Origin of the sequence: Kocuria atrinae C3-8 (genome assembly GCF_000286355.1) — a bacterium.
In the GTDB taxonomy this organism is placed as follows: Bacteria; Actinomycetota; Actinomycetes; order Actinomycetales; family Micrococcaceae; genus Kocuria; species Kocuria atrinae_A.
On sequence record NZ_AJXN01000013.1, the window covers coordinates 1 to 20,916 of the forward strand.

Annotated in this window: 17 protein-coding genes and 6 pseudogenes; 14 read left to right on the top strand and 9 right to left on the bottom strand. The window is 62.7% G+C overall.

All coding sequences use genetic code 11. From position 1 onward, the window contains the following. The coding region (locus tag YO9_RS16300) for a 3'-5' exonuclease (protein ID WP_223285964.1) at nucleotides 1-1,456 on the top strand (1,456 nt) is incomplete at its 5' end. Between the two features lie 36 nt (nucleotides 1,457-1,492). Here YO9_RS16300 and YO9_RS19500 read toward each other — a convergent pair. Next, the gene (locus YO9_RS19500; protein WP_016996022.1) at nucleotides 1,493-3,871 is read right to left on the bottom strand and encodes an AAA family ATPase; all 2,379 of its coding nucleotides are present in this window, start codon (nucleotides 3,869-3,871) and stop codon (nucleotides 1,493-1,495) included. A 137-nt stretch (nucleotides 3,872-4,008) separates the two neighbouring features. Between YO9_RS19500 and YO9_RS0102030 the strand changes: the two genes are divergently transcribed. From YO9_RS0102030 to nadC, 10 genes and pseudogenes are all read left to right on the top strand, one after another. Next, nucleotides 4,009-4,245, top strand: a complete 237-nt coding sequence (locus YO9_RS0102030; protein ID WP_016996023.1) for a helix-turn-helix transcriptional regulator — start codon at nucleotides 4,009-4,011, stop codon at nucleotides 4,243-4,245. Nucleotides 4,246-4,250: 5 nt separating this feature from the next. Next, nucleotides 4,251-4,757: a hypothetical protein gene (locus YO9_RS0102035; RefSeq protein ID WP_016996024.1), complete on the top strand. Its 507-nt coding sequence runs from the start codon at nucleotides 4,251-4,253 to the stop codon at nucleotides 4,755-4,757. 154 nt (nucleotides 4,758-4,911) lie between these two features. After that, entirely contained in the window at nucleotides 4,912-5,496 is a 585-nt protein-coding gene (locus YO9_RS0102040; protein WP_016996025.1) for a threonine/serine exporter family protein, read from the top strand. Beyond that, a complete protein-coding gene (locus YO9_RS19505) occupies nucleotides 5,456-5,662 on the top strand; it encodes a threonine/serine exporter family protein (protein WP_262925538.1) in 207 nt (68 codons plus the stop codon). The genes YO9_RS0102040 and YO9_RS19505 overlap by 41 nt, the downstream gene beginning before the upstream one ends. A gap of 5 nt (nucleotides 5,663-5,667) precedes the next feature. Further along, nucleotides 5,668-6,297: a threonine/serine exporter family protein gene (locus YO9_RS0102050; protein WP_223285965.1), complete on the top strand. Its 630-nt coding sequence runs from the start codon at nucleotides 5,668-5,670 to the stop codon at nucleotides 6,295-6,297. A gap of 308 nt (nucleotides 6,298-6,605) precedes the next feature. Further along, nucleotides 6,606-7,312, top strand: a pseudogene (locus YO9_RS21240) (NUDIX hydrolase). After that, a pseudogene (gene nadA, locus YO9_RS0102060) lies at nucleotides 7,309-8,639 on the top strand (quinolinate synthase NadA). The pseudogenes YO9_RS21240 and nadA overlap by 4 nt, the downstream one beginning before the upstream one ends. 3 nt (nucleotides 8,640-8,642) lie before the next feature. Next, nucleotides 8,643-10,173: pseudogene (nadB, locus tag YO9_RS0102065) on the top strand (L-aspartate oxidase). A gap of 17 nt (nucleotides 10,174-10,190) precedes the next feature. Further along, complete coding sequence (locus YO9_RS16315; protein WP_262925541.1) at nucleotides 10,191-10,352, top strand: hypothetical protein; 162 nt, start codon at nucleotides 10,191-10,193, stop codon at nucleotides 10,350-10,352. After that, nucleotides 10,330-11,228, top strand: a pseudogene (gene nadC, locus YO9_RS0102070) (carboxylating nicotinate-nucleotide diphosphorylase). Before YO9_RS16315 ends, nadC begins: the two are co-directional and overlap by 23 nt. On the opposite strand, the gene YO9_RS0102075 reads toward nadC, so the two are convergent. Next, nucleotides 11,225-11,557 carry a cupin domain-containing protein gene (locus YO9_RS0102075; RefSeq protein WP_016996031.1) on the bottom strand — a complete coding sequence of 111 codons (333 nt, stop codon included), beginning with the start codon at nucleotides 11,555-11,557 and terminating at the stop codon, nucleotides 11,225-11,227. The pseudogene nadC and the gene YO9_RS0102075 sit on opposite strands and share 4 nt — an antisense overlap. A gap of 71 nt (nucleotides 11,558-11,628) precedes the next feature. Between YO9_RS0102075 and YO9_RS21245 the strand changes: the two are divergent. Next, nucleotides 11,629-12,964 (top strand): annotated as a pseudogene (locus tag YO9_RS21245) (cysteine desulfurase family protein). A gap of 122 nt (nucleotides 12,965-13,086) precedes the next feature. Here the strand turns inward: YO9_RS21245 and YO9_RS0102085 are convergent. Both YO9_RS0102085 and YO9_RS0102090 read right to left on the bottom strand, forming a co-directional pair. Continuing rightward, nucleotides 13,087-14,064: a 2-hydroxyacid dehydrogenase gene (locus YO9_RS0102085; RefSeq protein WP_016996032.1), complete on the bottom strand. Its 978-nt coding sequence runs from the start codon at nucleotides 14,062-14,064 to the stop codon at nucleotides 13,087-13,089. A 198-nt stretch (nucleotides 14,065-14,262) separates the two neighbouring features. Further along, nucleotides 14,263-14,881: pseudogene (locus YO9_RS0102090) on the bottom strand (superoxide dismutase). A gap of 145 nt (nucleotides 14,882-15,026) precedes the next feature. Between YO9_RS0102090 and YO9_RS16325 the strand changes: the two are divergent. Together YO9_RS16325 and YO9_RS21835 are read left to right on the top strand one after the other, a co-directional pair. Continuing rightward, nucleotides 15,027-15,389 carry a hypothetical protein gene (locus YO9_RS16325; RefSeq protein WP_223285966.1) on the top strand — a complete coding sequence of 121 codons (363 nt, stop codon included), beginning with the start codon at nucleotides 15,027-15,029 and terminating at the stop codon, nucleotides 15,387-15,389. Then, nucleotides 15,347-15,580, top strand: a complete 234-nt coding sequence (locus YO9_RS21835) for a GNAT family N-acetyltransferase (protein WP_317259707.1) — start codon at nucleotides 15,347-15,349, stop codon at nucleotides 15,578-15,580. The genes YO9_RS16325 and YO9_RS21835 overlap by 43 nt, the downstream gene beginning before the upstream one ends. 18 nt (nucleotides 15,581-15,598) lie before the next feature. Here YO9_RS21835 and YO9_RS0102100 read toward each other — a convergent pair whose 3' ends face one another. The 5 genes from YO9_RS0102100 to YO9_RS21260 form a co-directional block, all read right to left on the bottom strand. Next, nucleotides 15,599-16,111 (bottom strand): SRPBCC family protein, encoded by a 513-nt coding sequence (locus YO9_RS0102100; RefSeq protein WP_016996036.1) that lies wholly within the window; start codon nucleotides 16,109-16,111, stop codon nucleotides 15,599-15,601. A gap of 111 nt (nucleotides 16,112-16,222) precedes the next feature. Next, the gene (locus YO9_RS0102105; protein WP_016996037.1) at nucleotides 16,223-16,714 is read right to left on the bottom strand and encodes an SRPBCC family protein; all 492 of its coding nucleotides are present in this window, start codon (nucleotides 16,712-16,714) and stop codon (nucleotides 16,223-16,225) included. Nucleotides 16,715-17,160: 446 nt separating this feature from the next. Further along, the gene (locus YO9_RS0102110; RefSeq protein WP_016996038.1) at nucleotides 17,161-19,167 is read right to left on the bottom strand and encodes an alpha-amylase family protein; all 2,007 of its coding nucleotides are present in this window, start codon (nucleotides 19,165-19,167) and stop codon (nucleotides 17,161-17,163) included. Between the two features lie 341 nt (nucleotides 19,168-19,508). Next, on the bottom strand, nucleotides 19,509-20,459 hold the full coding sequence (locus YO9_RS0102115; RefSeq protein WP_016996039.1) for an ABC transporter substrate-binding protein: 951 nt from the start codon (nucleotides 20,457-20,459) through the stop codon (nucleotides 19,509-19,511). Continuing rightward, entirely contained in the window at nucleotides 20,456-20,791 is a 336-nt protein-coding gene (locus tag YO9_RS21260; protein ID WP_016996040.1) for an ABC transporter permease subunit, read from the bottom strand. The genes YO9_RS0102115 and YO9_RS21260 overlap by 4 nt, the downstream gene beginning before the upstream one ends. Nucleotides 20,792-20,916 lie beyond the last annotated feature (125 nt).

Below are 20,916 nucleotides of genomic sequence, written 5' to 3' on the forward strand. Positions count from 1 at the left end.
GCTCATCTGTGAAGGGCCGTATTACCAAAGACGAGGACTAGAGGGTTGCCTCAGTTTCGCGCTTGATTATGTAGCCGAAAAATTGGACGACCTGATCTCCATCGAGGAACCCGATGAGGAGGTTGAAATTTACTCAGACGACGACAATCTTGAGCACCACGCAAAGGTTGTTCGATTATCCGAAAAAATACGCGCAAATTCTTTCAGTATAAATTTTAAGGAACTTCTTGATCAGTGTCATCATATATCTATTGATGATGTACTCGAATATCCACCCGAAGTCTCGGGCAGGAGTGTATTCGAGCACATAGCACAACCTAAGAGCGTGACCTCGATTTTCAATGAATGCTACTTAAGTGAACAGTTTTCACTCCCCTTAAATCTATTAGACATGTCCGTAGTGGATGTTGAAACAACAGGTTTAGGAAGCTTTGACGAAGTCATTGAAATCGCGGCAATCAGATTTAATATTCACGGAAAAGTCATTGATGCATTCCAGCACCGCGTCAAACCAGGCGTTGCTATTAGCAGTAGTGCAGCTGCGACACATGGCATCCGCCTAAGCGACCTGGATAACGAACCTAGCTTCGAGGACGTATGGCCTCAGGTACGCCAGGTTCTGGATGGCTCCGTCGTATTCGCTCACAACGGACCATTTGACGTGCGGTTAATAGAGCAGAGCTTACGCGGAATTGCACCACGATCCTCGCTGAATTTTGTTGATACATTATTATCCTATCGACTATTCACCGAGACCAAAAGCAATCTTTATAAGTTAGAAACTCTATCCCGGGGATTGGGAATCCAAGCACCCGGGTACCAACACAACGCTCTACACGACTGCCTTCAGACCGCAAGCCTAGTTCTCGCACTAGCCACCGCTAAGCCCAATTTGGGGCTAACACGCGCTGACACTAGTATCGATTCTTTAGAACCTCGTCAGGCTGTTTCATTCAATAGAGATATATACCCCGATAAACTTCAAATTCCTCATTTGGGATTCACACGAGGCCCCTTCCAGCATGTTCAAGAGTTGAATAAATTCAAATTCAAATTTTCCTTGAAGGGTGTTCGATTTTATGTCGATGACTCCGTGAATGACGTGTTCGATCAGGTGGTGGATAAATTTCTCGACCATGGACTCGAATCCGCAAAGCGGTTAACTCCAACTGTCAAATACATTTTTGCTTCACCTTCGAGCGCAACTGATTTTATGGCGAAGAACCCAGGTGCTATATTAATAAGCAGCTTAGGGTCGGCTGAAGGAATTCTCAGCAACATCAAAGAGCTTTACAAGGTAGAACGCGAATTGGCCTTAAGTAAGTACCTGAATGAACAAGAGCGTGCAGCCCGTAGGCGCTGGGATCGAGCGGAAAACCACTGTCCTACCCTCAGGGAAGAATCCCTTGATCCCATCCAGTATGTCGATAAATTCTATTACAAGCGTTGGGAATGATAGCGCCCGATAACTTGACGACAATTACTACCTTGACTAATTGCACGTATCGTCCAGGGCTGAACAAATTGCGATGCGAATCGGGACGTCGTCCTCATTTTGTAGTTTGCTTTGGGCGCCAATCTCACCCCGCCACCACCCCATGAACTCCTGGGCGGTGAAGACCGGTTTACCCCACTTCGCCGCGTTCTTGGCTTTATTGGACTGCGAACCGTCCTCGGCGGTGACCAGAACATCGCAGCGGGTCTTGGTCACGTTGTTCACCGGCTGCAGACCCCGTTCCACAGCCATATCTTCCAGGCCTTCCCGATAGACCTCACGCCCATCGGCACCGATCACGGTGCCAGTGAAGCAAATGCGAGCGCCGGGAACCAGCACGGCGTCAATGTCCTGAGCTGAGTCAGCTGACTCGTCCAGGATGTGATCGCCGGTTTGCTCCTCCACCGCACGCACAACCGCCAGGCTCTCGGCAGAGAACCGCCCGCGCTCACCGGCCTCACGCAATTTCTCGGCCAACACCGCACCCGGGGTCTCCGCGGCACCCGCACTGCACCGCACGGTGAATTCCGTTGTCTCCGCGGGCCGAGGCATCAGATACCCGGAACGATCCTGAGCATCCGGGAACGGATCCGCCATAGCCTCCGACAGATCCTGCCCGGCGACCAGTTCTCGCACGGCACGTGCTCGCTCCAACGCCGTCGGCGCTTCGAGCGCGCGGCGCTGTTGGGCGGAAAGTCGCGTTGCGGCGACGTCGTACCCCATGGGCATGTGCGTGACGTAACCGGTGCGTTTGAGTTCGTAATCGAGGTACCCGAGTTGTCGGTCGATGTTGATACCCACCGGCACCCGGCCAGCCAGGTGCGGGGCGAGCGCGGCCCACGCGTCCGTGAGGAGGGGCGCGAGTTGTACTTGGCCTGCGGTGATGCCGTACGCGGTACGGGCGTCGCCCATGTCGCGGGTGGGGTTGACCAGGGTGCTGAGTTCCAGGCCGTCGTCTGTAACCAGGGCGATCTCCACGGGGCGGGGGCGCCAGCGCTCGCCTTCGTCACCCACGCTGCAGATGCCCAAGTACACGTTGCCCTTGGTCGGCTGCGCCGCGTGGGAACCGGAGCGCAAGAATCGGCGGATCCGCTGATCGACCTTGAGGTCGCGGGGCAGAACGTTGCGGCGCAACACGAGCCCCTCGAACGATGTACAGCGGCTCAGCGCAACGTACAACTGGCCGTCCGCGAACGTGCCGCCCGTCAGGTCGACCACCACGTTGTCGAGGGTCTGCCCCTGACTCTTGTGGATCGTAATGGCCCACGCGAGGCGGAACGGCAACTGGGTGTAGGTCCCGATCACGTCGTGGCGGAGCGTTCCGTGCTCGACGACGGGCCGCGTGACCTCCCACAGGTTGGGCTCGACCTTCACGAAATCACCGTTGGAAAGTTCGACGAACACGATGAGCTCGCCGTCCTCCCAGAAGTAGTCGGCCACCTTGGCGATCGTGCCGTTCACCCAGCGGTCACCGGGGTCGTTGGTGAGCATCATGACCTGCGCAGCGCGCTTGAACACGAGCTCCTTGTCCACAGGAATCTCGAAACCGTCCAGGTCACCGGTGAGGATCGCCGCATGATGGACCGGCTCGTCCTCGAGTTGCTCGAGCATCATGCGGTTGCGGGACGTGGCCATGCGGTTGGTGGTGGTCAGCGTCAGCCAGAACTCGTCGATGGGCGGGGTGAACTCCGGGTCGGTGCGGGCGTTGAGTTCCCGGCGGGCCTCATCGAGCAGGCTGCCCTCGCGCACGGCGTTGAGAATATCCACCAGGCGGTTGTCGCCGATCTGACGGAAGACCGTGCTCAGTTCCACCGTGGCGAAATCATCCGGGTGGTAGTTATCCGCGGAGAAGAAGTACGGGGTCTTGTAGCGGGTGGAGAAGTGCTCGCGTTCGTAATCGGTGACCACGGGCGGGAGTTGATACAGGTCCCCGACCAGCACCAATTGCACTCCGCCGTACTTCCGGCCGGGCTTGGGACCGAAACGTTCCAACGCGGCAACCAGGCAATCGAACAGGTCGGCCCGGACCATGGAGGCCTCATCCACGATGAGCGTGTGCAGTTCCCGCAGCGTCTTGGCGAATCTGCCGGGGAAGTACTTCCCGGTGCGCACCTGCTCCGGCGTCATGCCCGGATAGAGCGAGAGCAAGCGGTGGATCGTGTAGCCCTCCACGTTGAGCGCGGCGATCCCGGTGGGCGCCACGACCACGACGTTGCGCCGGGTGTGGGCCCTGAACTCCCGGATCAAAGTGGATTTACCGGTGCCCGCCTTACCCGTGAGGAACACGTTTTCGCCGTGGTGCAGCCGTTGCAGGGCGTCCTCGAATTCGCGAGTGACGATCAGGTCAGGGGTATCAATCGGATGCACGGGGACCATCCTCTCAACCTTGGGAGCATCACGCGCGGCCGCGCTGTCGAGGTGAGCGAGCGGCGTCGTCCCGGGCGGGCGAGGCTGTCGCGAATAGTTACCAAAATGTCATGTATAGGGAACTTTATGTCGTCTATACTTGACACGTGGTCCTCAACCAGCGAGCAAATGAAGCGCAGAGCGTCAATCTGCGTATGCGTAGCGCCCGCGCAGCCAAGGGCCTGACTCAAGCCGACCTTTCCAAATTGGTCGGCGCATCCCGGCAGACGGTCAGCATGATCGAGGCCGGGGCGCACAACCCCACTTTGCGTCTGTGCATCGACATCGCTCGCGCGCTCGACACAGACCTGAATTCCCTTTTCTGGGAAGAAAGCGAGTCGTGAGGGACATGGACGAGCGACAAGAGCTCAACGCGGGGCGTTCCGCAATGATCGTGCTGAGCGTAGTGATGTTCGGGGCGGTAGCCGTCTTGGCGTGGGAATACATCCGCACTCAGGAAGTGACCAACACGGCGGCCATCGTGGTCCTGCTGGGCACCGGAGGATTGTTCCTGCTGCTGCAACGCATGCACGGGGCAGAAGTACCGCGCAGCGCGCTGGGTCACGAGCTGCCGACCGGGTCGACTCCGCAGGAAAAGTCCGAACGCCGCCGCACCTACGCGATCGACGCCGCAATGTTCGCCATTGCGCTCACCGCACTGACACTGGCGGGCATCTACCTGGTCGGAGACACCTCCAGCCTGGACATCCTGCCGGTCGGGGGCACTGCTGGCATCGGCCTCCTGGTGGCGCTCGAACTGATCGGCGGCGGCCTGATCTTCTACGCGTTCAACTGGGTCATGGGCGAGTCGGCCGCGCGTTCCGTCGAGAAAAGGCTGCGCAAGCTCGAGGCCTGAGCCCGCAGGGATTGCCGACGGCGCTCCCTCCCTACGCAGCGCACTCGCGGTCCGCGGTTCCCCCGTGGCCCGCGAGTGCGCTGAGGTGCCATAGTTACTAATCACCGCACCATAAAACTCCCCCCACCGCAGAACTTCTAAGGACGGACCGTCAGTGAGCACCGAGCACCCTCCTCAGCCCCACAGCGCCGGGACGGACATGCTCGCCGTGGATTTCGCGGCCCGCATCGCCGCCGCCGTGGTAGCCAATGGAGGAACCGTCGCGGAGGCCACCCGCTATGGACGACAGATTCTGGCTCACGCTCAGATCCAGCATTCCGATCTTGATGCCAGCTACGGCGCCGTGGGCATCAACTGGCTCGATACGGAGGGCCACCCCCGGCTTCGATTGGAACGCGTGGACTCGTACGGTTTCGATTACGGCGTGCTGACCCGCGCCACCAATATCGCCGCCGACTACATCCAGGGGACCATCGACCTACCCGAGGCCCGCGAACAGCTGGCCAACATCGCCACGACCGGAAAGTCGTGGTCCAAGAAGGTCACCATCCTTGCGACCGCTGCGGCCGGAGCGGCAGCACCCCTCGTGTACGGCGGCGATTGGATCGTCTCGATCGCCGGCATCATCTCGTATCTGGCGCTCGTCTACATGATGCAGAAGCTCGGCGAACTGCGCTGGCCGTCCTTCTTCATCCAGATTGCCGCGGGCATTCTGCCACCGTGGCCGCGGCGGCCATGAGAATCCTGGACCCACACGTGACCCCACCTCCGTGGTCATCTCGATCATCATCATCATGATGGCCGGCATGGCCTCCACAAGCGCCGTGCAGGACACCATTACCGGCCACTACATGCACGGTCTGGGGCGGATCTACGAGGGCCTGGTCAACACCGCCGGTTGGTAGTGGGTGTGCGCTTGGGTGCTGCCCTGTTCACCATGCTGGGCGTCTCGCTACCCGTCACCAACGAGGTCAGTCTGGCGAGCATCCCCCTGTGGCTCATGATGATCGCCGCCGCCTTTGTGGCGGTGGGTAACGGCATCATTTTGCAGTCACCCGCGCGCGTGGTGTTCCCCACGGCAGTCCTGGCCATGGTGGTGTATGCCGTCTACGACGCGCTGGCCACGGGTGAGGGCGCGGACGCCTGGGCCCGCGGAGCCGCCGCCTTCACCGCGGGCATCGGCACCGCGATCCTCCCGCGGTTCGTCAAAGCACCCTCCTCCGCCATGGCCATCTCATCATTCCTGGTCCTACTCCCCGGAACGCTGCTGTACCAGGGGATCTGGGGATCCTCGCTCTCCGACGGTCAGGCGCTGTATTACATTTCGGCCGCGTTCATTGCGGCCATGAGTCTGGCGGCAGGCCTCATGGTGGGGCAATACGTGGGCGTCGTGGCCATGAATACCTTCAAGGTGGTGCGCAACCGCATCTTCACGCCGGTCTTCTTCTCCCGCGCCTCCAATCACCCGCTCACCAGGCGCGGCGGAAAGACGTCCAACGCGACGGAGTCGGACGAGCCCGGGGAAGACCCACGGGAATAGCGTGATGTGAGGGAAATACAGTCACTAAGCCTCATGTGATGTAAGTGCCGAGATCCTGCCCGGATCCGGCACTTTCTCCACACCAGGTCGCCTCGCTGCAGTTGCCTCACATGGCGCTTCACCTCGCCCAATGACGACGCCGCCCCGTCCAGTTCCGCACATCGGTCGCCGCCTCTAAGCCTGATTCTCAGCTCCTCACCCTTGAAACCTGCATGCCGCCACTTATAGTCACTCAGACTTTAAGGTGTTAGAGTCATCCTGACACTAACCGGGCGGCTCCTTGGAGCGCGACAGAACAGGGAGCCACCATGATTGACCAGCGTGTGCTCCTGGCCGTGTCCACCGTGATTTTCACGGTTCGCCCCACGGGCGCCAACGGCAGCCACGAGCTCTGGATGCCCCTGGTCCGCCGGATCCGCGATCCTTACCGCGGCATGTGGGCGCTACCCGGTGGGCCACTCCGCCCCAATGAGGCGCTCGAGGATTCCGCCTGCGCGACCTCACCCTCACCACCGGCCTCGCGCCCACCCACCTGGAACAGCTGGCCACGTTCGGTGGCCTGACCCGCTCCGCCGGGGCCGAGGAACGCCAGGTCACGGTCGTCTACTGGGCCTCGCTTCCCCCGCAAGAAGCCGCCATGGGCGAGAACGACATCAACGTCACCTGGCTGCGCGCCACCGACCTACCGGACCTCGCCTTCGACCACTCGGACATCGTCACCCACGCCCTGGATCGGCTGCGGAACCGCATCGCCGAACCCACCGTGGCCAAGGCCTTCCTGCCCGAGACCTTCACGATCGCCGCACTCCGCGAGGTGCACGAGGCGATCATCGGAGACGCCCTGGACCCCGCCAATTTCCGCCGCCACGTCCTGTCATCCGGCCAACTCGAGGACACCGGCGAGCGCTTGGAAGGCACCCGACATCGCCCGCCCAAGCTCTACCGCTTCGCATCGGCCAAACCATCCAAGCTTTTCAGTCACCCCACGTCAGACCGTTCCGAGGAGACATCATGACCTCCGTAGCCACCCAGCTCAACCTTCTGCCCACCCGCCCGTCCGGCACCGCCGTGACGCTGGAGGGCGGCTCGTGCAACAGCTCCCTCACTCAGGATCCGTGGGATTTCCCCACCCCGCTCGTGGAGGGTTACGGCCCCGGCGCGTCCCAGAACGACGTCGCTCCGGCCGGCTCTCCCGCCCAGCCCACCATTCCGCAGCGCTACCGGGATGCCTCCCCCGAGGAACTGGACGCCATGATCGTGGCGGCCAAGGAAACCCTGGGCGAGCGCGCCGTCGTCATGGGGCATTTCTACCAACGTGACGAAGTGGTCAAGCACGCGGACTTCATCGGCGACTCCTTCCAGCTCGCGCAGCAGGCCAAGGCCCACCCCGAGGCGGACGCCATCGTGTTCTGCGGTGTGCACTTCATGGCCGAGACCGCTGACATCCTGTCCCAGGACAACCAGTCCGTGATCCTGCCCAACCCTGCGGCGGGCTGCTCCATGGCCGACATGGCCGACGAGGAATCCGTGGAGGACTGCTGGGCGGACCTCATGGACGTGCTCGGCCCCCACGCCGTGGATGAGAACGGCCAGACGGTCACGGACGAGAACGGCGAGCCCCTCGCCTCCGTGATCCCCGTGACCTACATGAACTCCTCCGCAGCGCTCAAGGCGTTCTGCGGCCGCAACGGCGGCATCGTGTGCACGTCCTCCAACGCGCAGACCGTGCTGGAGTGGGCATTCAAGCGCGGTCAGCGCGTGCTGTTCTTCCCGGATCAGCACCTGGGGCGCAACACCGCCAAGGCCATGGGCGTACCCCTCGAACAGATGCCGATGTGGAACCCTCGCAAGGAACTGGGTGGCAACACCGCTCAGACACTCAAGGAATCGCGGGTGATCCTGTGGCACGGCTTCTGCTCCGTCCACAAGCGCTTCACCGTGGGTCAGATCGACAAGGCTCGCGCGGAGTACCCCGCTGCACCGTGATCGTGCACCCTGAGTCCCCCATGGAGGTCGTGGACGCCGCGGATTCCTCCGGTTCCACCGACCACATCCGCAAGGCCGTTCAAGCTGCCGAGCCGGGTCAGACCTTCGCGATCGGCACCGAGATCAACATGGTCAACCGCTTGGCCGCCGAACACCCCGAGCACACCATTTTCTGCCTGGATCCCGTGATCTGCCCGTGTTCCACCATGTACCGCATCCACCCGGGTTATCTCGCGTGGGTCCTGGAAGAACTGGTGGCCGGTCGCGTGATCAATCAGGTCTCCGTCTCGGACAGCGTTGCTCAGGAAGCCTCCGTGGCTCTCGAGCGAATGCTGGCCGCCGTACCGAAGAAGTGACTCATGACTGACGTGATCGTCATCGGCAGCGGGGTCGCCGGTCTCAGCGCGGCACTGTCTGCGGCTGAGGCGGGCGCCGCGTCACCGTCATCACCAAGGCCTCACTCACCCACACAGCGACCGATCGCGCGCAGGGTGGCATGGCCGCAATGACCCGCACCCTGCCCGACGGCCAACCCAAGGATTCCGTCCAGTTGCACGTCCAGGACACCCTGTCGCGGGCGCGGGTTTGTGCGAGCCGCCGGTAGTTCAGGGCGTGGTCCAAGATTCCGCCGACGCCGTTCGCGACCTCACCGACCGCGGCGTCGCCTTTGATCGCGTGGCCGGGCCAGGGACGCCCTGGGTTCAGGGTTTGGAAGCGGCACACAGCGTGTCCCGGATCCTGCATGCCGGAGGTGACGCCACGGGTCACGCGATTCAGGAGGCGCTGTCCGCGCGGACGCGTGATGCCGCGGCAGTCGAAGATATACGACTTCTGGAATACACACTGGTCACCGGCGTGCTGACTGATGGTCAACGTGCCATCGGTGTCACGATCCGCCCCGTACTTTCAGACGGCCAGTTGGGCGCCGAGGAGTTCCTCGCCGCCGATCACGTGGTGCTCGCAACCGGTGGTGCCGGTCAGTTGTATCCGTATACGACCAACCCTGAGGTAGCGACCGGGGACGGCATCGCCCTGGCTCTGCGCGCCGGCGCCGAGGTGAGGGACCTGGAGTTCTTCCAGTTCCACCCCACGGCTTTGGCGGCACCGGGATCGTTCCTGATCTCGGAGGCAGTCCGCGGCGAGGGTGCAGTACTGCGTGATCAGCACGGTCACCGCTTCATGACCGATGTGGACCCGCGCGCAGAACTCGCACCGCGAGATGTCGTGGCCCGGGCGGTCTTCGCGGTTCGCACCGGCTATCCGGACGGCGCCGCCTACTTGGACTGCTCGACCATCCCCGTTCCGGACGGACTGACGCGAGCGGAATACTTGGCCCGGCGGTTCCCGACCATCGACGCGAGCCTCAAGGCTCACGGCATCGACTGGTCCACGGAACTCGTTCCCGTGAGCCCGGCCGCGCACTATCTCATGGGTGGCATTGTCACCGATGAGATAGGACGCACCACCGTGGCCGGTTTGTGGGCCGCCGGGGAGTGCTCGAGCACCGGCATGCACGGAGCCAACCGCTTGGCCTCCAACTCCCTGCTGGAAGCGGCCGTCTTCGGCCGGCGCATTGGTGAGCTGGTGGCCCAACCGGACCTAATCTCGCGGCCAGGGCTCGCGATGAGCAGTGCTGGTTGCGAGCCCCGCGAGCTTGAGCATTCATCGGGCAGCCTGACGGCCGTGATCGCTGGCTCCGACATCGCCGCCGAGCCCTTCTCCCGCGAAGCCCTACAACACACGTTGTGGCAAGGCGCCGGGGTCTTCCGAACTGCGGAGGGCCTCGAGCAGGCGATGGCGAGGCTGGAAGGCTGGCTGGCGGCGTCGTCGTCGGAAGCGGATGCGAGCGCCCCGGAACCCTGGCCAACGCCGAAAACCGAAATCTCCTGACCGTGGGGCACGCGCTGGTGACCGCCGCGCTCGCCCGCACCGAATCCCGCGGGGCCCATCAGCGTGCGGATTACCCCGCGACCGATTCCCAACAGGCCGTAAGCACCGGGTGGGTTGCCGCGCGATCCGTGGCCCCCGCCCACGAAAGGACAGTCCATGCTGACTCGCTCAGCCGTTGAAGCCGTGATCCGCTCGAGTCTTGCCGAGGATGCGCCGTGGGGTGACATCACCTCGGAACTCGTGATCCCCGCGGAGGCGACCGCCACGGCGACCATCACCTCGCGCGAAGAGGGCGTGTTCGCCGGAGAGGAGGTCATTCGCACGGGCTTCACCACCGTGGACCCGCGCCTGGAGGTCACACTCCACGTGCGCGATGGCGACAAAATCACACCGGGAACAGACATCGCAACCGTCACCGGCCCGGCACGGCCCCTGTTGACCGCGGAACGCACGGTGCTGAATCTGGCGCAGCGGATGTCCGGGATCGCCACGCTCACCGCCCGGTACGTGGCCGAGGTCGAGAAGGCCGTTGCGGAGGTGGAGAGCGCCAACAAATTGCCCGCCGGAACCATCACCCGCACCCGCGTGGCCGACACTCGCAAGACCACTCCGGGACTGCGAGCCCTCGAGAAGCACGCGGTGACCTGCGGTGGCGGCCACAATCACCGCTTCGGGCTCTCGGACGCCGTGATGCTCAAGGACAATCACTTGGCCGTGCTCACCGCCGGCGGCGCGACCATCACCCACGCGCTCCGCGAGCTGCGGCGAAAGATGCCTCACACGACGCACATGGAGGTCGAGGTGGATCGGCTGGATCAGATCGAGGACATCCTGGCCGGCGGTGTGGACACCATCATGCTCGACAACTTTGCTCTCGCGGACCTGGTCAGCGGCGTGGCCATGGTGGACGGTCGCGCATCGTGGAAGCCTCCGGGGGCATCACGTTGGAGACCATCGGCAAGGTCGCATCGACCGGTGTGGATGTTATTTCAGTCGGGGCCCTCACCCACTCGGTGCGGGCGTTGGACCTGGGCCTGGATATCGCCCTGGACTAGCCCTTACCCACGACCGTCAGCAACACCACGGAGTCCTCATGAGCATGCAGGGAATGTCGTTGCTGCGGGATCGCAGTGTAATCGGAGGAGTGCAGGGTGATGGACTCGTCACCGGCGATCAGCTCGACCTGGCCGATGATCACCTGGATCGTGGCCTCACCCGGATTCTCGTGTTCCTTGAGATCCTGGCCTTGAATCAGCGCGATCATGGTCTGCTGCAGCTTGTGCTCGCGACCGCCGTACAGATTGTGCGCGGCGCGACCGCTGGACGATTCGCGGGCCTGGTTCAGCATGGATTGGGCAGTGGAGGTCAGCGTGTTTTCTTCCATAGTCCATTTTGCAGCACCCCGCCCCCCGGAGTCACGGGCACGACACGTCAGCTAACACGAGAGGTCACGTCATGATCTACCTGGACCACGCAGCCACCACGGCCCCGCGTCGCGAAGTGATCGAGGCGATGTGGCCGTGGCTCACCCACGAATTCGGTAACGCGTCCAGCCACCACGAACGCGGTCAGCGCGCCGCTCGCGCCCTGGACGATGCCCGCGAGCGCATCGCCGCCGTCCTGGGAGCCAGCCCGAGCGAAATCATCTTCACGTCCGGCGGCACCGAGGCCGACAATCTGGCGGTCAAGGGCATCGCGCAGGCCCGCCGGGAGCGCCGACCGGAGTTGAATCGGGTCCTGGTGAGTTCCATCGAGCACGACGCCGTCCTGGAATCCGCCCGCGCACTCGCCCAGTACGAAGGCTTCACCGCGGTCGAGTTGCCCGTGGGTTCGGAGGGCTTCGTTTCCGCGGACACCTTCCGCGCTGCTTTGACTGACGACGACGCCGCTCGGACCGCATCCGGTGATACCTCTCGTTCCAGCTCGGTGGCCGTGGCGTCCGTGATGCTCGCGAACAACGAAGTGGGAACCGTGCAGAACATCCCCGAGTTCGCGCGAATTGCCGCGGAGTACGGGGTTCCTCTGCACACCGATGCCGTCCAGGGCGCGGCGGCCTTCCGTTGGACGTCAACGCACTGGGTGTCAGTGCGCTGAGCCTGTCGGGTCACAAGTTCGGCACCCCTCAGGGCATTGGACTGTTGTGGGTCAAACGCGGCACTCCCCTGCGCACGCTCATGAGCGGCGGCGGGCACGAACGCGGGCGTCGCTCGGGAACCTCCAACGTGGCCGGTGCCGTGGGGCTGGCCACCGCCCTCGAGCTGGCCGAACGGGAACGGGAGCAATACGCAGCCCGTGTCGCCGCTCTGCGCGACCGGCTGATCGACGGCATTCTTGAAACCGTGCCCGGCGCGCTCCTGACCGGCCCGGATCCGCGTGAAACAGTAAAGCTCCAGGAATCCGGCGTCGCGGCCGACGCAACCGCGGAAGTCACACACGTGACTGATCCGGACTCGGCAGACATCGCCGCAGGAGCCAGCGCGGCCAAGGCAACCGCGGCGTCGTCGGGCTTGAACGGAATCACGCGCCTACCGACCACCGCGCTCTTCTGCTTCCCCGGGGTGAACGGGGAGACCGTGCTCGTGGATCTGGAGAACCAGGAAGTGCTGGTCTCCTCCGGATCAGCGTGCGCGACCGGCTCCTCGGAACCGTCCCACGTGCTCACGGCCATGGGGTTCCCGCGGAGGTGGCCACCACCTCCGTGCGCTTCAGCCTGGGCAAAGAGACCACCGAGGCGGACATCGACCACACAATCCGCGCCACCGCGCAGATCATCGCGGAACTGCGCGGCTAACCCGCACGCTGATCAACGGTACGACCTGGATTCGTGCCGGATCCGGCACTACCGTCGATTAATCGGCACCGCCTCCAGCGCCACCGCGTGGCAGGTCAAGGCATGCCGAGCTCGGAGAACACCTACGGCTTGACCTCGTACGGTGGAGTCTCACCGCGGGCCATGGCCACAGCGTTCTCCGCAGCCTTGCGCGCCATGCCAGCGCGGGAACCTCCCTCGGCGGAACCGACGTGCGGCAGTAGGAACGCGTTGGGTAGATCGACCAGACCGTCGGCCATCTGGGGCTCGTTCTCGTACACGTCCAAGCCTGCGGCGAAGATCTCACCGTCCCGCAACGCCTGAACCAATGCATTTTCATCAACTACGGGACCGCGAGCGGTGTTCACCAGAACCGCGGTGGACTTCATCCGCCGCAGCACCTCTCGGTCGATGAGGTGCGTGGTTTCCTCCGTGAGCGGCACGTGGAGTGAGATGTAATCGCTCGTCTCGACCAACTCGTCCCACGGAACCTGGGTCACGCGACCGGCCAGATCGCCCAGTTCTTCATCGGACACCGGACGGTCGTGCGGCGGCCGCTGCGTGAAGATCACGTTCATACCGAAGCCCAGGGCTCGCTGCGCCATGGCCTTGCCAATCCGACCCATTCCGGCGATGCCCAGCGTGGCCCCGGTGATGTCCTGGCCGACCAACAGGTTGGGTCCGATGCCCGTGAACTGCCCATCTCGCAGGTAATCAGAGGCCTCGTGTGCACGGCGGGCCGCACCCAGCAGCAGGAGCATGGCGGTGTTGGCCGTGGCGTCGTTGAGGACATCCGGGGTGTTACCCACGGCGATCCCGTGCTCGGCGGCGGCCGGTACATCGATGTTGTTGTAACCCACCGCGTAGTTGGCGATTCCGCGGATCTTGGCCTGCGCCAACAGCTCGGCGTCGAACTTGTCGGAGACCTGCGGGAGCACCACGTCGTACTCGCCGCTCGTGACGGCCTCGCGCAGTTCGTCCGCGCTCATGCCGTTCTTGATCACGACGTCGCCCGCCTCCTTCAAGATGGACGGTCCCGGTTCCGGGATCTCACGGGTGACCAGAAAACGAGGTGTACTCACGAACTCTCCTCAGGTGTGCACATAACTCTGCGGTGGAAACGGCTCGGTGGGCCAAGCGACCCAGCCGCGAGCGGCGTCGCAATCGGTGCGATCGAAAGGTTCCTGCTCGGGGAACACGAAACCCCGCGCGGCAACGAACGCTGCCGGGCGGGGTTTCGATTCACCTCACGAAAGCGAGGTACAAGCTGGAAGTCTCAATCAGACGATGGACTTGCCGCCGGTACGAGCCTTCTCGAAGCGCTCTGCGACGTCTGCCCAGTTGACGATGTTCCAGAAAGCCTTGACGTAGTCAGCCTTGACGTTCTGGTAGTCCAGGTAGAAGGCGTGCTCCCACATGTCCAGCTGCAGCAGCGGGATGGTGGCAACGGGAACGCCGTTCTGCTGGTCGTACATCTGCTCGATGACCAGGTTGCGGCAATGGGCTCGTAGGCGAGGATGGCCCAGCCGGAGCCTGAATGGTGGTGGCAACCGCGGTGAACTGGTCACGGAAGTTGTCGAAGGAACCAAAGAAGTTGTCGATGGCTGCTGCGAGCTCGCCCTCGGGCTTGTCGCCACCCTCCGGGGAGAGGTTCTTCCAGAAGATGGAGTGGTTGATGTGGCCACCCAGGTTGAACTGGAGATCCTTGGAGAGCTTGGCTGCGGCAGCGGCGTCACCGTTGGCGCGAGCCTCTTCCATCTTTTCCAACGCGGTGTTGGCACCGGTGACGTAGGTGTTGTGGTGCTTGTCGTGGTGCAACTGCATGATCTGAGCCGAGATGTGGGGCTCGAGAGCAGCGTAGTCATACGGGAGATCGGGCAGCGTGTACTTTTCAGCCACTGTGAATCATCCTTCCTAGCGCTTGGCGTTGATATTTCCACCTAACGCCAGTGCCCTCGAAAGGGTCAAGAAGGTTCAGCCACTAGCGTAGGAAAGGTACTTTCCTCGTCATAAGTTGTCATGTGGATGTCTTATTCTCGTGTGCGTGCCTGATTTACCTGATTCACTCGAAGAACTCCGACCCACACCCGGCCCCATCATCGCGGCGCGCGAGGAACACGCCCAGGGGATCGTCGACCTGCGCAATCGCATTGCCAGATGGCTCCAGGGCCGCGGTATTGACCAGTGGCGCGAGGGCGAGTTCGACCCGAAGGACGTCGCCCAGGAAATCCGCCGCGGCGAATGGTCGGTCATCGAATCTCCCGAGGACCCCACCGAGGTGCTCGCCAGCGTCCAGGTGCTGTGGGAGGACCTGCGGATCTGGGGTAAGCAGGATGAGCCGCGGGCTACGTGCACGGGGTGGCGGTGGACCGTTCGCTGCGTGGCACCGGAACCGGCCCGGCGCTGATCCGGCACGCGGAGAACGTCACGCGAGACTCGGGCCGCTCCGTAGTGCGCCTGGACTGCGACGTGAACAGCCCCGCCTTGGCCGTGTTCTACCAGGGGCTGGGATATCAACCGCGAGGGACACAGGATTTCTACGTGGCGCACCAGGATTTCCACGTGACCGTGCTGCGCCACGAACTTCGCCTGGACTAGCGCGCCGGGCGGGGTCTTCTACTTGAGCGATTCGAGACGGGGCTCGTCCGGGGTGAGGTCCGACGCCGCTCGGTAACGTTGCGCGCCGGTCTCCAGCAGGTGCTTCAAATTCTTGTTGTCATCGCGTGACTGGTTCTGGAAACTGCGCTCCACCAGGCGCTTGATGAACTGCTTGTTCTTGGGCACGTACAACCGGTAATGGCAGGTCAGACGGGTGCTTCCGTGATCCTCGGCCCACTCGTACGTGGTGTCGATGAAGAACAATCCCTTGGTGGTGCGATACGCCAACGTCTGCCCGGGGATGTACTGCGAAACGATCTGGATGTAATCGAAGTTCAGTCCGTACTGGGTGGTCACAAAGGTGACCGTGGTCCCGGGCTTCATGATCGGATCGGACGTCTCCACGTTCTCGCGCATGCACGTGCGCCACTGCGGCAGTGCCGGCGCGTCCACCAGCATGCGCTCCACCACGTTGGCCGGAGCGTGAATGATCAGACGTTCCTCGAACTCGACAATGCTGGACTCAGCCAATCCAGTTTCCCCTCATATTCGTAGACCCCAGGAGCGCGCGTTTTTTGCCCTGTATCGCGCTGACTCTTCCCCTTCAGCTTAGAGGGTGAACCCTACCGACAACCATGGGTGTCAGGAAAGGTTGAGTTTCCCCTGGCCGCTACTCCTCCGCGGAGAAAACATGTCCCGCATGTTTCGAGCGGCGTTGCGCACGAACCGCCGCGCCACCATCTGGGTGGCAGGCTTCTTCCACCACAAGGACCCCGTCAGGCGGTACATGGCGTCTACGGTGACCAAGGTCCCCAACCCCTGTGTCTTCCAGGAGTACTCGATCGTGACCTCCACGAACCCCTTGGTGGTGCGCTGAACGTAGGACACGCCGGGGGTGCGCGAGGCCACGATCATCACGTAGTCGAAGGTCAACGGGCCCACGTGGACCGTGAACTCCATAGCGTCGCCGACGTCCAAGGGAACGTCGGGGGCCGCGGGGGCGACCAGTTCCAGCTCGTTCCAGGCGGCGATGGATCCGGGCGCCAGGAGCACACGTTCGAACTCATCAGCGGTGACAGGGACGAATTCCTGGACGCTGATCAGAAAACCGTGCGGTATATCCGCTTCGTGCATGGTTTATCCCTCAAGTAGATCCCCAGACGCAGCATCTCCCACATATCCAGCCAGCCCACCTGGTAGGTCCGTGCCTGCCACGTCAATGCCTATTATCTTGACTCACATTTCCGAGAAGTCCACTCCGTACGCGTGTGGACTCACTGTGCACAGGGGTGGAGAAAGTTATCCACAGGCGTGGACAAGGTTGTGAATAATTCGAAGACCTGTCCGATTGCACCCCGCGAAGAACATTCGTTCCGATGAGAATCCGCGTGGTTTCGGGGTTCTTGGTCGCCTCCAAGTCGAACATCCGTGCGTCACACCGGTGGAATCACAACCGTGTGAGTTTTCCACCGTGTGGACAACATCTGTGGATAACCCGTTCGGGCGCATGGAAAAGTACGGCAAAAGAAAATCCCGCCCTGAGACGCAGGACGGGGTTTTCTGGACATTGGGACCGCGAGTCAGGCCGTTTTTTCTGCACTTTCCCGCGAATGGACCGCATTCTTCTGAACTGGAATGACGCGGATCCACCAGAAACTATGCGCGTCCAACAAGATGCCACTGCGCAGGTCCAGGGTGCCGTTACCGTGCAATTCCACGCCGGTGGGCAGGAATCCGGACAGCGTTTCCCCGGTCACGAACTGTGACCAATCACTGAAGTTGGCCAGGCACAACACCACGCTGTGTTCGCCGGGGCGTTGATAGCCCAGCACGTGCGGGTTGTGGGTTTCGAAGGGGATCAGCCGGGTGCCGTCGAACTCCTCGGTCTGTTGTCGGACCGAGATCATTCGTTGGATGCCGCCGAAAATGCGCCCCTGCACGGAAAAAAGATCGTGGCGCCGTTCGTAATCGGACTGCGAGTATTCCGGTCGATGGACCCAGCGGGCATCAAGAGCATTGTCCGGGTTGTGGTCCCAGTCCGGGTCGTTGAGCTGACCGACCTCGTCCCCCAGGTAGATCAAGGGAACCCCGCCGGTGCTCATGGCCAGCGAGTAGGCCAACAGGATGCGGTCCGCCGCCGGGCCGGGCTCGGTCTCCAAACCCATGAGAGAAGCCGTCGTGCCGCAGATCCGGCAGTCCCCGGTGCGCGGGTTGTCCTGGAACGCCACACCGTGGGCAAAGCTGCCCTCGAACCGGCCGGTGTAGAAGCCGTTCAAGAAGCGGCGGTGATCGTGTCCGTTGATCCCCAGCCGAGCGGCGTCCTCGTCCGAGAACGTCCAGCCGATGTCATCGTGACTGCGCACGTAATTGACCCAGGCGGTGCCCTCAGGAGTAGCGTGCCGCTCGTTGAGCGCCAATTGCAGCAGGGCAACCTTGCGAGTCGCGCTGGCCTCCCACCCAAGAGCCATTTGCAGCGGGTTGTACGACAACGTGCACTGGTCGGTGTGGATATAGCGAACCACCTCGTCCGGGTGCACGATGGCCTCGGACTTGAACTCCGTGGCGGGGGCGGCCAGCTTGACCATCGCCTTGAACGCACGCAGCAAATCGTGCACCTGCGGCTGGGATTCGCACGTAGTTCCCAACTGCTTCCAGATGAACGCCACCGCATCCAGCCGCAACACCTGCGCACCCTGATTGGCCAGGAACAGCATTTCGGATGCCATGGCCCGGAACACCGCGGGATTGGAATAGTTCAGATCCCACTGGAAACGGTGGAACGTGGTCCACACCCAGCGGGGATCCTCTTCCGAACCACTGGCGGCGCGGCCGGCGGGGGTGGCATCCACACGGGTGAACACCCCCGGATGGTCATCAGGGAAGATCTCGCGCACGGTTTCCTCGAACTGGGCGGGCACGATGCGGTTCGGATAAATCCAGTAGAACTGCTCGTAGAACGGGTCTCCCGCCGCGGCGGCCTGGGCCCATTCATGTTCGTTGGAGGTGTGGTTGAAGACGAAGTCCAGCACCAGGGCAATACCCTCCGCGCGTAGTTCTTCCGCGAGTTGTGCCAGCTCGTTCATGGTGCCCAGCGCCGGATCCACACGCCGGTAGGAGGACACGGCATAGCCGCCGTCCGAATTGCCCTCGGGGCACTCGTACAACGGCATCAGGTGCAGGTAATTGAGGCCCAATTCCTTGAAGTACGGGATGCGCTCACGCAGTCCGGCAATGGAACCGGCGTAGCGGTCCACGTAGCAGACACCACCCACAGCTTCACGGGACAGGAACCACGACGGTTCGTCTTCGCGCTCCACATCGAGTTCCTTGAGGCCCTCCGGGCGCGCTGCATAGGAGTCCCACGCCGTGAGCACGCTGGCCGCGGCCAGATCCCAGAAATCCGTGCGCTCCCCATAGACGGCGCGCAGCCCGGTGACGAGCTGACCGGCGTACTTGCTGAGCCTGCGTAGGAAGACCTCGCGGTCCGCAGTACTGACACGGTCGTCCTGACTCAGGCGCCGCTTCATGGCACCGATGAGCTCGTCGCGGCTCGTGACGGTCGGGAGGATCATTTCCTGTTGATACATGGTGCGGTCTCCTCGGTCTCCTCACGCACTGCGCAATCCACTGTGTGAGGTGGTTCCGAGCTCGAGATCCCCCTTGACGCCGAGCCCTTTCGGACAGTGCCACCATCCGATGAATCGTGGCTTCCCCAGCATAGACACCTTCGTTAGTGCGCTAACAAGGTGACGCGTACGTGTCGCATTCCGTAACCCTACGTTTACTGCACAGGTTGTGCACAGAGTTATCCACAGGTGTGGACACTGCGGCGTGTCGAACGAGAATTGACCTGCTCAAACACTGTGTTTGAGCAGGTCAACCTCTGTTTCGCCCAATGCCCACGTACTGTGGACATCCCCTGTGGAAACTAGGACTGGTAGTCGTTGTCCGAGAGCCATTCGGCGGCGGCATCAGCCGGGTTCATTTGCTGTTCACCGCTCACCTTGCGGTTGAGATCGATCAGATCCTGGGTGGTCAGCTTGCTCGAGAACTCGTTGAGCGCGTCCTGGGCCTCCTGCGGGAGGCGGTCCGGAGCGGTCAGCGGCAGCACCTGCTGCGCGATGAAGTTGTTCTTGGGATCCTCCAGAACCACCAGGTTCTCCTCTTCGACGGCCGGGGTGGTCGTGAAGATGTTGGCCACCTGCACGTCACCGCTCGTGAGGGCCTGCACGGTCAGGGGGCCGGAGCTGTCATTGATGGGCTCGAAGGACTTGAAGGTGCAGTTGTACTTCTCTTCCAGGCCATCCACGCCGTAGGCGCGTTCCTGGAACTCGGGCGGGCCGGCCATGATGAACTCGCCGCACACGGGCGCCATGTCCTCGATGGACTTCAGGGAGTGCTCATCCGCGGTGGACTGGGTGACCACCAACGAGTCCTTGTTTTCGGCGTCGGAGGCTTCCAGCACGGACAGCCCCTCGGTTTCCAGCGCACCCGGAAGCGCTCCCATGATGTCCTCGGCGGAGGACTGAGTAGCATCCTCATCAACGAACAGCAGCAGGTTGCCGGAGTAATCCGGAACCACGTCCACGGAACCGTCCTTAATGGCGCCGGTGTAGGCCTCGCGAGCGCCGATGCCCGCGTTGGTCTCCACGGTGAACCCGGCGTCCTTCAGCACACCCGAGTACAGTTCCGCGATCACCTGGGATTCGGGGAAGTCCGCCGAACCCACGGTGATGGACTCCGAAGACCCGCCCGAAGCGGCGTCGTCACCCGAATCGTCGAGCGGATCGGAACCGCCGCCGCATGCGGTGAGCACGAGCGCCAGGGCGAAGAACCCGGCCAGCCACGCGCCCGCGCGCCGAATAAGTGAAAAGGTCATGAGCGTTCTCCTGCCAATCTGAGCCCCGGCGAGGTCACCAGGCGTTGAATCAGAGCCAATATTGCATCTGCGGCGAGCGCGAGCACCGCCACGAGCACCACGGAAGCCAGCATGCGTGAGTAGTCGCGCACGGCCAGCCCGTCGATCAAGTATCTCCCCAGGCCACCCAAGTTGATGTAGGCCACGATGGTCACGGTCGCGAGCACCTGCAGCGCCGCGTTGCGAATACCGCCCAGGATCACGGGCAGCGCCACGGGGATTTCCACGCGCGTCAGCGTCTGCCGCTCGGTCATGCCCATGGCGCGGGCACCGTCCACGAGCGCGGGATTCACCGAGGCGATCCCGGAGTACGTGCCGACAGGATGGGCGGGATGGCCAGCAGCACGAGGGCCAGGATGGGCGGCATGAGGCCGAGCCCCATGAGCAGGGTGAACAGGTCAGCAGACCCAGCGTGGTA

Excerpts from the sequence above, each read along its gene's own strand:
- YO9_RS0102075 (WP_016996031.1), bottom strand. The coding sequence starts at position 11,557 with ATGGAAGAAAACACGCTGACCTCCACTGCCCAATCCATGCTGAACCAG.
- YO9_RS0102110 (WP_016996038.1), bottom strand. The coding sequence starts at position 19,167 with ATGTATCAACAGGAAATGATCCTCCCGACCGTCACGAGCCGCGACGAG.
- YO9_RS0102105 (WP_016996037.1), bottom strand. The coding sequence starts at position 16,714 with ATGCACGAAGCGGATATACCGCACGGTTTTCTGATCAGCGTCCAGGAA.
- YO9_RS0102115 (WP_016996039.1), bottom strand. The coding sequence starts at position 20,459 with ATGACCTTTTCACTTATTCGGCGCGCGGGCGCGTGGCTGGCCGGGTTC.
- YO9_RS19500 (WP_016996022.1), bottom strand. The coding sequence starts at position 3,871 with ATGGTCCCCGTGCATCCGATTGATACCCCTGACCTGATCGTCACTCGC.
- YO9_RS0102035 (WP_016996024.1), top strand. The coding sequence starts at position 4,251 with ATGGACGAGCGACAAGAGCTCAACGCGGGGCGTTCCGCAATGATCGTG.